The sequence below is a fragment of the Stenotrophomonas sp. 96582_Sma genome, assembly GCF_056480905.1.
Genome location: NZ_CM151122.1, coordinates 1230913 through 1243663, shown reverse-complemented (window position 1 = coordinate 1243663; position 12751 = coordinate 1230913). Strand labels below are relative to the sequence as shown.

Annotated in this window: 13 protein-coding genes and 1 tRNA gene; 4 read left to right on the top strand and 10 right to left on the bottom strand. The window is 50.6% G+C overall.

The window, feature by feature from the left end; all coding sequences use genetic code 11:
* Positions 1 to 63: 63 nt before the first annotated feature.
* The 5 genes from ACZK2R_RS05700 to ACZK2R_RS05680 all read right to left on the bottom strand — a co-directional run bounded on the left by ACZK2R_RS05700 (position 64) and on the right by ACZK2R_RS05680 (position 3881).
* The gene (locus ACZK2R_RS05700) at positions 64 to 537 is read right to left on the bottom strand and encodes a hypothetical protein (protein WP_478487815.1); all 474 of its coding nucleotides are present in this window, start codon (positions 535 to 537) and stop codon (positions 64 to 66) included.
* A 102-nt stretch (positions 538 to 639) separates the two neighbouring features.
* Complete coding sequence (locus ACZK2R_RS05695) at positions 640 to 1626, bottom strand: ArdC family protein (RefSeq protein ID WP_478487814.1); 987 nt, start codon at positions 1624 to 1626, stop codon at positions 640 to 642.
* Positions 1623 to 1883: a hypothetical protein gene (locus ACZK2R_RS05690; protein ID WP_478487813.1), complete on the bottom strand. Its 261-nt coding sequence runs from the start codon at positions 1881 to 1883 to the stop codon at positions 1623 to 1625. Before ACZK2R_RS05690 ends, ACZK2R_RS05695 begins: the two co-directional genes overlap by 4 nt.
* A gap of 138 nt (positions 1884 to 2021) precedes the next feature.
* Positions 2022 to 3662, bottom strand: coding sequence for a DNA primase family protein (locus tag ACZK2R_RS05685; RefSeq protein ID WP_478487812.1), 1641 nt, complete (start codon positions 3660 to 3662; stop codon positions 2022 to 2024).
* A gap of 60 nt (positions 3663 to 3722) precedes the next feature.
* Positions 3723 to 3881 (bottom strand): hypothetical protein, encoded by a 159-nt coding sequence (locus ACZK2R_RS05680; protein ID WP_478487810.1) that lies wholly within the window; start codon positions 3879 to 3881, stop codon positions 3723 to 3725.
* Between the two features lie 532 nt (positions 3882 to 4413).
* Between ACZK2R_RS05680 and ACZK2R_RS05675 the strand changes: the two genes are divergently transcribed.
* Entirely contained in the window at positions 4414 to 4851 is a 438-nt protein-coding gene (locus ACZK2R_RS05675; RefSeq protein WP_478487808.1) for a hypothetical protein, read from the top strand.
* Between the two features lie 50 nt (positions 4852 to 4901).
* On the opposite strand, the gene ACZK2R_RS05670 is transcribed toward ACZK2R_RS05675, so the two are convergent.
* From ACZK2R_RS05670 to ACZK2R_RS05650, 5 genes are all read right to left on the bottom strand, one after another.
* Positions 4902 to 5363, bottom strand: a complete 462-nt coding sequence (locus tag ACZK2R_RS05670) for an outer membrane lipoprotein (RefSeq protein WP_478487806.1) — start codon at positions 5361 to 5363, stop codon at positions 4902 to 4904.
* Between the two features lie 132 nt (positions 5364 to 5495).
* Positions 5496 to 7145, bottom strand: coding sequence for a hypothetical protein (locus ACZK2R_RS05665; RefSeq protein WP_478487804.1), 1650 nt, complete (start codon positions 7143 to 7145; stop codon positions 5496 to 5498).
* Positions 7146 to 7165: 20 nt separating this feature from the next.
* Positions 7166 to 7693: a hypothetical protein gene (locus tag ACZK2R_RS05660; protein WP_478487803.1), complete on the bottom strand. Its 528-nt coding sequence runs from the start codon at positions 7691 to 7693 to the stop codon at positions 7166 to 7168.
* The gene (locus tag ACZK2R_RS05655) at positions 7693 to 8676 is read right to left on the bottom strand and encodes a hypothetical protein (protein WP_478487801.1); all 984 of its coding nucleotides are present in this window, start codon (positions 8674 to 8676) and stop codon (positions 7693 to 7695) included. Before ACZK2R_RS05655 ends, ACZK2R_RS05660 begins: the two co-directional genes overlap by 1 nt.
* A gap of 95 nt (positions 8677 to 8771) precedes the next feature.
* A tRNA-Thr gene (locus ACZK2R_RS05650) sits at positions 8772 to 8847 on the bottom strand.
* Positions 8848 to 9108: 261 nt separating this feature from the next.
* On the opposite strand from ACZK2R_RS05650, the gene ACZK2R_RS05645 reads away from it, so the two are divergent.
* The 3 genes from ACZK2R_RS05645 to ACZK2R_RS05635 all read left to right on the top strand — a co-directional run bounded on the left by ACZK2R_RS05645 (position 9109) and on the right by ACZK2R_RS05635 (position 12739).
* The gene (locus ACZK2R_RS05645) at positions 9109 to 10383 is read left to right on the top strand and encodes an AAA family ATPase (RefSeq protein WP_478487800.1); all 1275 of its coding nucleotides are present in this window, start codon (positions 9109 to 9111) and stop codon (positions 10381 to 10383) included.
* Positions 10380 to 11276, top strand: a complete 897-nt coding sequence (locus ACZK2R_RS05640; RefSeq protein WP_478487798.1) for a DUF4435 domain-containing protein — start codon at positions 10380 to 10382, stop codon at positions 11274 to 11276. Before ACZK2R_RS05645 ends, ACZK2R_RS05640 begins: the two co-directional genes overlap by 4 nt.
* Positions 11277 to 11539: 263 nt before the next feature.
* A complete protein-coding gene (locus ACZK2R_RS05635) occupies positions 11540 to 12739 on the top strand; it encodes a hypothetical protein (protein WP_478487796.1) in 1200 nt (399 codons plus the stop codon).
* Positions 12740 to 12751 lie beyond the last annotated feature (12 nt).

The following is a 12751-nucleotide window of genomic DNA, read 5'->3' as shown; positions in this document are numbered from 1 at the left end:
AACGTAGATCAGAAAAGACGGGCGTCAACCCGTCTTTCTGTAAAAGTGTGAAATTATTCCGCTTTAAAGAACGCGGGTGAGCTTGGAGATCTGTTGGTAAATGCTTGAAGCACTCTGCTCCAACGACACATCCAAGAGCGAAGCAATCAATTGGATTGCTCTAACATCGATGACTGAGCTTTGGTAGCGCAGCGCACAGTGATGAATCGACAAACAGGAGTAGAAGTAAGTCTTTGGTGTATCGAGCGTTGGAGCGGTCAGCGACAGTCGTTCTTCTTCACTCATTTCTGCCGGGTCTGGAATCCATACACCTTCATCATTGAGTTCGCCCTTGGGGCGGTCGTCAGGGTATTGCTCGGGCTTCTGTCTTGCTTCAAACAATACGGCTGCTCGAATCGAAGGAAGACGGTCGTCTTTCTCGATCAAGTCCCAAGCTCTGATGGCTGCGGATTTTGTCTTGAATTCCGAGATGCGGGATTTATCCAACAACGGTGGAGCGGTCTTTCGATGTTCTTTGTGGGTAGTTGCACTACTCATAAATGCCTCCGATATTTAAAGATTGAACTTTAAATATAGATCGAAAGCGCAATCGCGCAACCCAAGCGCTTATTAAACTTTTCCAGCCCCCTAACTCCCGTTCTACATCGCCAATCCCCGACTCTTCCGCTTCACTGCCCTGGGTGCTGGGAACTCAATCACGTTGCTCTTCTCTTCGACCTGAAACGCTTCCCGCTTCGCGAGCGCTTGTTCAACGCCTAAGAATTTGCAGATGCGCTCCGCATCCGCGCAAGCCTTGAAGATTGCCCTGGGATCGTCTTGGACGACCTTGATCCACGACTTCACGTATCCGGCGTGCCTTTCAGGTTCGTGCGGAAGATCAAGCCGCTGACTGCACATGTAAGAAAAGATCTCGGCTCTCAACTCTTCCTGCGCGTATCGCTCATCACCGAACGCTCCAAAGGTTCGATTGAGTCTCGACGGATGACCTGTCCAGTGGCCCAATTCGTGGAGTGCAGTGGCGTAATAGAGGTCAGCGCTCTTGAACTGCTGAATTTGCGGCAAATGGATGGAGTCAGTCATGGGGCGATAGAACGCCTGGTTGCCGCCGTCATGCTTGATCGAGGCCCCGGATTCTCGCAGCACGCGCTCGGCTTCTTCGTGCCTCCACTCCTCGGGCATCACGGTAGGAGGCGCATAGAAGCGCTCTGGAATGCCGGAGATCTGAGAAGCGTTGAACACGTTCGCGTAGAACACCCGTGGGCCCTTGCGGCCTTGGGTGGCCTCTTCTTCCGCATCCCCCTCTTGCTCGTTCTTCTTGTCGGGCCAGTCCCAGAATTCAACCTGGGTGGCCTTCTGGCCTTTGTTGACCTTGCCTCCCAGGTCAGAAGCTTGCTTGAACGTCATCCCGGCATTGGACTCGTAGCCTTGGTAGAGCTGCTGCATGTGCAGGTAGAGCGCGTTGACGCCATGGTAGTTCCGGCCCGAAGTGCCGTTCACTGGCGCTAGGTTCGCGGTGTGACGCGGTTGCCCTGGGGACCAGGGGCGTTGGAAGGGAGCCAAGTCTTTCTGCATCAATTCGATGAAGAGTTGAGCAACTTTTTCGGTGTGATCGGTCATCTGGCTCATCGAATGTCTCCTTCTCTCAGCAAGATGATCTGTTGGCCGTTTCGGAGATGAGACAGCAAAAGTTTAATGAACTCCTGCTCTTCCAGCTCTGCGACCATCTGTTCTTCGTTCCAAAAATGCGCGAAATCGCCATTGAGGAAGTGAACCCCGTCGCTCTCCATCTTTGCGATGTATGACGTTCCAACGTCCAATGATTCCAACGCATCTTCCAGTGACATTGCGCGCTCTTCAAACGCGTCGTTCTTTTCGTTCAACATAAGCACCTCAAAAAAATCCAGACAGTGCTTAACAACTAACAGAAGAACGGAATTTGGCAAGCAGGCATGAAAAAAGCCCCTTTTTTCAGAGGGGCTTTTTTATTGGCTGCTCATGAGCGGCACCTTTTTAAATAGCAGTCAGAACGGAACTTCATTGAAATCATTGTGTGAAGATAGATCTATTTCCTCACCCTCTTCTTTCGTGCACCATTTTACGTTCGCAACATACGTCGGCTTATTAACACCTCCAACCCTCATCCGAACTCTCTTTTGCTCAAAGCCTGAGATGTAGCTGCTCATACTTCGCCAAAAAATAGATGTATCAACAGGAATAGTTTGAAAAAGCTGACAGAAGTCGAGATAGCGTTGATAGATGACCGCCTTGTCCTGAAAGCCTTCACTCTTGCTCACCTTTTCCTCTTTCATCCACATTTTGATGTTGTTAGAGACCGTCTTGACTTCTTCCTTCATAGCGATTGCTTCTGCTGGCCACTGACTTTCAGGCAAGAATCGCCCTCTTTTTACGAGACGCTGCGCCCCCTCCAAGATCCAACATAAAATAGCATCTCCCTCCTCCTTGAACATCTCGATGTAATAGTCCTTTTTCCTTTGCTCTTCTGGAACAACGTTCGTCCATTTTAGAATCGTCATTCGCCGCCAAACGCCGTTCGTCTTGTCTACAACAAACGGAGCATCGTTTGAGCAAATCAGCCATTTGGCTCGATTTCGATAAGTCTTGATCGTGCTGATGTTCTTTCGCTCAACACTGATGCCGTCTTGCGCAACAATCTTCTTCCAGGTCTCTTCGCACCACTTCCCAGATGTCACTTCACTTGTCACGAGAAGCGATGCTCCGAGAATCACTTCTTTGCCGAAGCTCTTATCCAACGCGTGCAGATCAGGTCGGGCCGGATTAGATTGATACAGACACATCAATTCAGCGAGCGTCGATTTGCCGGTGCCTCCTTCCCCCCACCACCAGACAGCCATCTGATAGTTTTGGGGAAGCAGCAGCATGGCGCACTGCTCTTGTAGAAAATCATGCATTGCAGCAGAACTGACCGCGTCATTAATGAACGCTTTGAACTTTGAATTCTCTTTAAAAGGAACAGGTCGGTATGCCTGCCCTGGCTTACCCAATTCAATGTTCAGCGAGTGCGTCAAACCAAAAGCGGGGCTGGGAGAACGAACTGAGATATCTCCCTCATCATTCATATGAATGTAGGAATTGCGGCAGGGAATCACAACTCTGTCAGGGTCAGATGCAGGAATGGGACAGCGCCAGCGGAGATGACTCTCTAAGAACTTCCACGCTTGCTCTTCGGCTTTTTTTGTGGCTTGATCTGGGGCGTGCTCGGTCAGCCATTTATTAGCCATAGTCATGCCGTCAGAGTCTGAAATATAAGCATAGTGGCTGCCGTTCCATTTATGGATCAGCGTGCCTCCTTCTTCAACCCGACCTCCCCACGCGCCCCCGTTTCTTTGAGAAAGAAGATGGTTCGCAAAGCGTAAAGGGACACTTGGGGGCTTTCTTTTCTTAGAAGAATTCTCCTCACCCTTTGCCTCTTCGGAACTCTCCTCTGTCGATAACTCAACCACTTCTGCGACCGGCGCAACCTCTTCTTCGACCAAAGCGACTTGGCCTGGCTCTTCAACTTGAATCACCGGCAAAGCAGAAGCAACCGTGCTCAATGGACCGCATTCAGCAGCAAGAGGGTCTCCGTCATCAAAGAAGTTGACATCGCTGAAATCAATGTTATTTTTGTTCTGTAAGTTCATGTTTTTTCCTTTTGTGTTGTGCCCGTGTTTTTTTAAGCCCCCTCTGCAAAGGGGGTTTTTTTATGCCTGTGATTTTTCAACCCTGTCCGCTAAAAGCTGTCGAGCCAACTCGGACAAGGTCGTGTTCTCACGCCTTGCCTGTTCGCTGAAACGCTGCAATTCAGACATTGAAACTCGGAATTGAAAAGTGGCTCGTTTTGAATCGTCTTGCTTACTCATGAATTTACTCCGCTTATAGTTGGCTATGTAATGACAATACATTTATACAAATAGAAGTCAATTCATTTTAGAAAGATTTTATTTTTAATCGTTAGAAATGAGAAGTACCGCTCAATTAATACAATAATCAATTGGAGCAATTAACCTCCATTCAAATCTTTAAGTGATCTGGGTGATCTGGGTATGATCCGGGTTAAAAAGAGCAACCCAGATCGGGCTTAGCCCTAGTGGCACAAAGCTTTTAAGAGCACTGATCTGGGTGATCTGGGTTAAATACCCATTACTGATATATTTGAACCAACGAAAGCGACCAGGTATTGGCGCTTTTGTAGAATACATATATAGCGACTTGGGCCACTGGACCCGGATCACCCAGATCACTCAACGGAAAGTATTGGCGTGCAAGGCTCTCCGGCGTTCTGGGCTGGCTTTTTGGCAACCCAGATCACCTAGATCACCCAGATCACCTGCTTCGTTGCTTGGACGTGCCCAGCGTGGGAGAATCGGCCCTAGTTCAGGGAAGGCTCCAAATATGCTCGGATGGTTCAAAAAGAAAGACCCGTTCCAAATCAACGATTCGAGGGCGGGAGATGTTGCGAAAGATGCAGCAACGTTGCTCTACATGCCGCTCATGATGTGTAAGAGCTACCCCAACTTTCACGAGCGTCTGGAAGACCCGGAAGTGCGGGGATACATGGTCGGCTTCTTCGATGCTGCGTCCCAAGCAACCCAGTTGTCGCTTCCCAACGACTCTCAGTTCTTTACCTTTGTTGGTCTGTGCCACAAGCTGTTGCTCAATGAAGTGCTGTCTGACCCTGGCACTTACGCTATGTCGTCGTTGCTGATGCAGCATATACCAGCGTTTGATAGAGGCCAGAAGTTGGGCGGGAGCGAATACTTCGAGTTCATCAAATCTAGACGCCCGCCGATGGGACTAGGCCGCTTGATCGGCCAATACGACCAGGAATAAAAAAAGCCCACGATTTGGGGGCTTCGTTCTTTCTGCAACTCATATATCGATTACCTTAGCGGAGTCACCCGCATCTGATTGCCTCTGCCTGATACGAACACGTGATCCCCTGGACGAATCACTTGGTCATCGTCTTGAACGACTGAGAAGATATCGCTCTTGCCTTCCAAACGAATGTAGATCTCCACCGCTCTCCGCTTCATCACTTGCCTCTGCACCGCCGTGCCAATGGCACCTCCTGCTAGCCCAGCAATCGCTCTCTCTGAGCCCGTGCGGTTCTTGCTGAGCAGGTAACCTGTGGAAGCGCCCACCGCTGACCCTGTGTTGAGCCGGTAGCTCTGGTCTTGAATACGGACTTCTTGAACGTAGAGAACCTCTCCCAGCTTGACGTTCTGCTGCGAGAGCGCTTGTTGCTTGCCGTAGACGCGAGCAGACGTGTCGGAAGCCTGGGCGAAGCCGGGAGCGCTTAAAGCAAGGGCTAAGAATACTGCGCCGATTGATTTCACTGACATACAACCTCCAAAAAATAGAAAAGTGGGAAATTCCACTCTTTCAAGCTATTTCAGATTCGGAAGTTGTCAATTGAACAGGGAACAAAAAAGCCCCAACGTAGGGGCTTTTAGGAATGCGTAAATGCAGGTGCTTCATCTCAAATGAATCACACGATCCTGCGGCGTGGAAGTTCTAAGCAAAGCGAACTGGGTGAGTGTAATTGTGCGGTTTGACTGATCGAACTCACAGACTTCCGGAAGCGCTGAAAGAGCAAGCACGGGGGACAGCCGGTGCCACGCCAGGAAATTCTGCGACAGCCACCCCCTGACCGCCAGGAACAGCACTCGGGAATGAGGAGCATGGAGCTTTCCGGAACTATCGACCGCGATTCCTGTGAGGCAGAAGCGCACCACGTTCGCTACCCCCATGCCAGCAATTCCTCCGTTGACTTGGAGCATGTCGAAGAGTCGGCGACGAATTCGGTGCAGGATCGTCTTCCCTGCCCAGCTGTTCAAGTGAGGCGAGGTAAACGTGCGTTGAGTGACGATCTGTGTCAAATCCAAAGCTGTCCAGTAGTCGAGCCGGAGCGCCGCCACGTTTAACACCTGGACGACGATCAGGTTCACCCAATCGTCCAGCATGTCTGGCGACGCGGCCTCATCGGGTTCTGACACACCGTGCCAGCGAAGTGCCGCTACGCCGCTCTCCACAAATTGCATGACGACCCGCAGCTTGGCAACACTCTCATGGCTGAGAACATCATCGCTTCCGATGACAGATGTCAGTCCATCTGCCGCGTCACCCATGATCGAGAAGACAGGTGCGAGGGCAGTAGGGCGCTCGTTCAGCCTCATCATCGAGAACCCGTTGTAAGCAGTGATAGCCAGCGCTGCATACAACCGCAATTCTTTTGAAGACCAAGTTCTCGAAGCCTCAAAATCGACACGAAGGAGGTCGGGTTGCGCTTTCAGGAGTGAGTAGTCGCTAAGCATCGTCCGGATTATTGAACGCTCGAACACGATGAAACCTCCTACTCTGGTGCGACTTTCCGTGTAGAACACGGAGTCTTTGTCCGCAATTCCTTCTTCTATCAGGTAGCGTCCCAGCGTCCCAATGGGAACCTGATAGCGCCACGTTGACCTCACCGCTTCAAACAAATCGACGGCTGCGCCAGGGCAATTTCTCACGATGACTTTACATAGCCGTCGATCAGAAAGGATGCCGTAAATGTCGTTTGCGCTTGATTCCAGCTCTGGCAAGCGGCGTCGTTCTTGTGGCGTCCTCGCAAAGTAAGCCTCGTCTAATCTTGTCGCCTGCTCAGCGAGCGTTTTCGCATACCTCCGAACCTCGTCGGCCACAATCGCGAGTTCTTGGGGTGAGCCGTTCGAGATCGTTTCAAAGAGTTGGTGGTGAATCTTCTTTCCCGTTCGAGAAGTGAGCGCTGGTGGCGAAATGACCGCATACCAGACCCATACGAAGAAGCTCAGGAGGAACAATGTCGCGAGCACAAATTGCCAGGAAGAGGCCGTTAAAGGTCCGCCGCTTGGGACCAACCAACCCTCTGCTCTCCATAGGTCAGTGAGAAGTGCCAACACTGAGACGCTTAGCACCACTACTGAGGAGAGGCGAACAACAGGAATCGGCGCTGTGGCGATGCGGAACTTGAAGCGGAAGTCGGCAATTGTCCATGCCACAACGATAAGCGCTAGCCCAGCTAACAACTCTGCAAATCCGAAGATCTTCGGTGAAGTCGGGTCCAGGTGGAAGAAGCACACCGGCCCGATGCAATGTTCAAGCGCCATCCCTTGCACCCCTGAGTTTTTTAGAAGCGTTCCGTTTTTACAGTGCTCTGCGAGTTTGTCGCCGAGATCTTGGTGACAGATGAATCGAGGTGCTGAGACAACGCAAACTGCTCTCTCAACTGAGACAGCGCGTCATACTTCTCCCAAACTTTCGTCCAGGCGCCCTGGGATTCCAATGCAAGAATTCCTGGTCGGTGCCCAATACGGCTCTTCGAACGTCCTCGCTTCAAATGAGTCCCCGAGCGCATGGGAATGAAGACAGGCCCTTGGTTGTGCCTGCCCTCCTCTTTCATGACTGATACCGGCTTTTCCAGCGCTTCCAGGCTCGCCACAAGCGAAGCGACAGGGATGAGCCACCGGCCACCGCTCTTCTTCAACCCCGGCAGTAGGCTTCCCTTGTCCAAGCGCTCTCTGACGCGCTGTGCGCCGCTTTTGTCACCGATGCCAAAGAGCACCAGAGCGACCTCTGCGGGAGTCAGGGTGGCTCGACCTGGGAACGTCGTTTGGACGATTTCGGCAGTGGAGAGAGCGAGGATCTGGAAGTTCATCATGCACCTGGCTTTACAAGCGCGTCGCCGACTTCGGACTGAATGCGGTTAGCAATCACGTAAACGTCAATTGACAGCTTTCCAATCGCTTTCTGCGTAACTGCATGCTCGCCTCCACCGACGATGCGACCGCTGCGGTGAACAATATCGTGCCGAATCTTCAAAGCGTCATCCAGAATGCTGGCGTCCGGCATTTTAAACGAGAACGCTTTTTCATACAGCTCTGCAACCTTGTCTCGCTGATGCCAGATCACGCGCTGCAAGTAAGACTTTATTAGGAGACGACCGGCCTCCATTGGGTCTGAAACATCCAAGAGTTTATGATAGGGCATCGCCGCGCTTTTAAAGTCTGGATGTCGAGACAGAAGACGCTGCACTGTTCGCGAGTCGTTGTTCACCCAGAACAACAGCGTTTCCCACAAAAACGATTCGTAAGCGGAAATGATTGAGGCGTAGACCAAATTGCGTGCCGCGATTTCTGTTACACCGTCCCCTTTCATCTGCGCAATCTTTTGCAAGCGCCCTACTCGTCTGTCTAGAACAGACAACATGTCTGCTTCCATACCGATCTCCGCATCATTCTCGGCGATGTAGAGCGCCAGCGGAGTCTTCACCCATAGCACGCCCCAATCGTCAGTAATGTCGTCGGCAACGCTGTCGATGAGAACAGGGTCTACTAAGCCATCAAAACGCTCACGAAGAACTTTGTGAGCGTCCTGCGGACCTCCGTCCGGGACAACGGCACCCTTTCCGTCAGTCGATTCGATTCCAGCCTGAGCAGGGAGACGGAATCGGGCCATGAACCATCGGTCCATAGCGTTCTTTCGGTGAGCGTCCGTCGTGCTGCTGTCCTTCAACCAATCCTCGTTCACCTCGTGGGTGTCCAAGCTGACAAAGGCTTCATCGGGCGCAACTCGAAGCTGTCTCTCTGCTTCAATCTGCGCCATCACCTCTTTGAAGTATTTCTGAGAGCTTGTGACCATGCGAAACTTCCTTGTGCAGTTGATTCAATACTATCGGCTGCAATCGGCCAAAAAAAAGCCCCTGGCTTTCGCCGGGGGCTACAAAAATTTTTTGTTGGTGCCGATGAGAGGAGTCGAACCTCCGACCTACTGATTACGAATCAGTTGCTCTACCAACTGAGCTACATCGGCGCAGTTGCCTAGTGTAGCGGAGGCCTTGCATCCGCGCAAGCGACCTCCCCACGACGACCATTACCTGATGTGGCAAGGCCCTCCTGGATGGCCTGCAAGACTGCATCGACCTCAGTCGATTGCAAACAAGCCCAGATGCGGCGTTAGAGGTATGCTCGCACTTAAGCGGCTCCGAACCCGCCTGGCCCACCCGCCAAAGATCTCCGTGGAAGAGAGCATTGCTGGGCTGCGCCTACCAACTATTCCTCGCCATGGAATGCTATGAACATTGTCGAAAAAGTCATCATCAAGGGATTCTGGGAATCGAGAGATATTGCAATCGATTTCCACAAGGACATTAATTTCTTCATCGGACCAAACGGGTCCGGAAAAACCACAGTCATAAATATCATAGCTGCGGCTTTGACTGCGGATTTTGAGAATATCCTTCGCCTTCCGTTCACTTCGATCAAGATTCACCTGAGGGAAGTCGGCGGGAGAAAGCGCCCCACTATTGAACTCTCCAAAGAACTCAGCGAGCGGTCCACTTATCCCAAGGTGGTATACACCATTAAAGAAAGAGCGACGGCAAGCCCTAGCACTTTCGAACTCGATGCCTACGAAGAAGAGATGCTTGCGAGACGAAGCATGGCTCGTGCAGCAACTCTGAGTTTCCGGAACACGGGAAGAGGCCTTTTCGAAAAGCTCGCGGAAATGGTGAATGTGAGCTGGCTCTCCATTCACCGGGTATCCACCGGACTTACACGCGGCAGGCGAGACGAAAACTTCGAGTCCTCCGTCGATCAGAAGCTTGAAGAACTCAGTGTATCGCTCGCCAAATACTTTTCCGTCCTGGCGTCCAAAGTAGCGGAGGAAATCGCCGAGTTCCAGAGAAATATGATCGTCTCTCTGATCACCGAACAAGCTGAGCAGACGATCTTTACCTCTATTCAAAGCCTGGACCTGGAGGATGAAAAGAGGTCGCTGGTTGATATTTTCAGCAAGCTAAACATTAAAGGCAGCGCTCGCACGAAACTCGATAAGCACTATGCAGAAGTCGAGAAATCGCGCACAGCGATGCGTGATGGACAAGTCGCGCTTTCCGGTCTGATGACGCTCGTAAGCGCGTATCGCAGCCACAAGGTCGTGCAAGAGTGGAATACACTCCTCAAAAAGCAAGAGGAAATTCTGCAGCCGCGAATCACATTTCTCGCCGTGCTGAACAGCCTCTACATGCGCAAGAAGATAGAAATTAATCAGCGGAACGAGCTGGAAGCAACGACCGTCTCTGGCAAGAAAATGCCGATTAAAGCTCTTTCGTCCGGCGAGAAGCAACTTGTCATTATTCTCGGCGAAGCTCTTCTTCAGCAGAAGTCCGCTTGGATCTACATCACGGATGAGCCGGAGCTTTCACTCCACGTTAGTTGGCAGGAAAAGCTGATGGATAGCCTGGTCAAGCTTAACCCACGCGCTCAGATCATTTGTGCCACGCACTCGCCCGACGTTGTGAGTCACTACACTGATAAAATCTTCTCCATGCAGGAGATGATTGAATGAGCTTTGTTCGAACGGACTCGGGCCTGTCAAACCTGCATTTGTTCGAAGGTGCTGACGCAGTGGTCTACTTAGAGGGCGGTGCCAGCCTCAGTTCCGAAGAAATCGAGAAGGGGAACTTCTCTGCTTCTTCCGACGACATTAGATTTTGGCAGGAGATCTTTGATCACTTCCGACCGGACAAGCGGATTGCCTTTAAATCTATCGGGTCAAAGACAGCAGTTTTGAAGATTGCTGAAAAAATTGAGGCAGGTTCTGTATCCTCCGTGATCGCAGTCATGGATAGGGACTTCGATCACTTGCAATCAAAAGTCATTTCGCACCCGAATGTCCTCTACACTCATGGCTACAGTTGGGAAAACGATTGCTGGCAGGAGTTGGCAGTTCAATCTGCCGCCACTTCGCTTTGCGGAACATCAAAAAATTCAAGCCAAGGAGCGGCTATTGCCCAGGACGTATCGCTCCTTTACAAGAAGATATCCGTGCAGCTGAATCGGCACGTGAGAATGGATGCTGGCCTGCGCCTCCTTGATCTTCCTTACTTTGATCGCGACACTTTTCAGCGATATGTTTTGGTCCGGGCGGGCAAGCCTGAATTAAACACTCCACAGCTCCGGGCCACCGCAAACGCTGCGCGAACCAGCCGAACAAGCAAGTTGACCTTCCCAGGCTTGACGGTCTCATGCATGAAAGACTGCTACGGTCATTTGGCGGGATGGATTTGCTACCGAATACTCTGCTCTATATTGTCGAAGAATCGAGCTTCTGACGCATCAATCTCGAAAGGCTATGCGAGCGCCATAGTTATTTCCAAGCTGATCAGTGCAATCAATCAGCCCCCGCTCTTGCCCATCAATCAACACTATCAATCGAATACCGCCTCGATTGTTTTTTAAAAAGCCTAGGTCTTAATTTTAACCAATTAATCCTATTGACAATCACTGAACCTGATCTAGATTGAAAGAGTCAGCGGTTTTTTATCTCCTATTTTCCCGTTGACACTTCGCCCCATGAGTGGGGATGTGGTTTTTAAGGGGAACCACAACTGCCCCCGCAAGGGGGCTTTCTTATGGGCGACAGAAAAGCCATTGACAAAAACGGATTCGCGTTCAATGTGAAAAAGAGGCAATCCGCCTTTTCTTGAAACGGAGAAAAAACGATGAGCAAAAGTATAGACAGTTTCTTTAACGATGAAGAGAATTCAGCGTCAGCAAAAGAACGCGCCACTGCCCTAGGCAATTTAAGGCTGAACTCGTCAGCCGGTGAAATAAGCCTCGACGACAAGCTGAAAAGCTTTGAAGTGCTCGAAAGACAGCTTCGACAGCAGTATATGGATTCCGGAAACCCCCTACCCTTCGACCGTTCGGCTTACTCGCCGCAAATGGACGACTTGCGCAACAGCGTCATTGAACGTCAGATCAAAGCACTTCACATTGACAAAGACTTCCTGAGTCACATGATTACCGAAAAATTCATCGACCCCAACGGCAGGAACGGTGAATACTTGCGCGATGCGGAAGTCAATCCAGACGCTCGAAAAATATTGATCGAATTTGGGGCTGACGCAGAGAGAGCTAAAAAGCTCGATCAGAATCATCTAACATATCAGCTCAACAATCACGTTCAAGAAGTCAATGATTTAAGGGAAAGCGGAAAAGTTGCTGATTACAATGTGAAGCTTATCGACTCGCTCATCAGAAGAGGAGCTGACGTGAACGGCAAGTATCATCTGGACAGCGACTACATCCATGACTATGACAATCTTTATGACATCAATTACAGACTTCTAGAAAAGGAGCGCAGATATCCAGTTGTCTGCCAAATCCAGGATCGGGATGTTTTTGAGCACTTGATCGAAAATCATGTGACTGACTTAAACTTTGAAAACGAGCAGTCACCGCTGGTCCAGGCTGTCGCTCAGAACGATCTTTCGAAAGCTCAATATTTGATCGATCAGGGAAGCAGCATCGATTCAAGCCCTCAATTTCACGGTCGCGGCTTGGATTTTTGGTGCGGCAGTTCCGAAATGACAGAGCTACTTGGCGAACACGGGTTTGACTTCAATCACACAACGGGTGAGTTCAGCGCTCCTCCGCTCACAACGACTCTCGAAAGAATTGAGCGGAACTTAAAGGAAGGAAATCATGAAAAGGCAAATACAAATATTGCGATTGCTGAAAAGATGATTGAATATGGCGCTGATATTAACGCCACCAACCGCCATCATCGCGAATCGCCCGCTCAAATGATTGAAAAATTAGGCTTGAATGATCACTTCAAAGAACATCTCAAAGCGCCAACTCTTGAAGCGGCGAGCCCTCAAAGAAAGCAACAATTCCAACGCGGCTTTGCTCAGTAAATATGAAACACC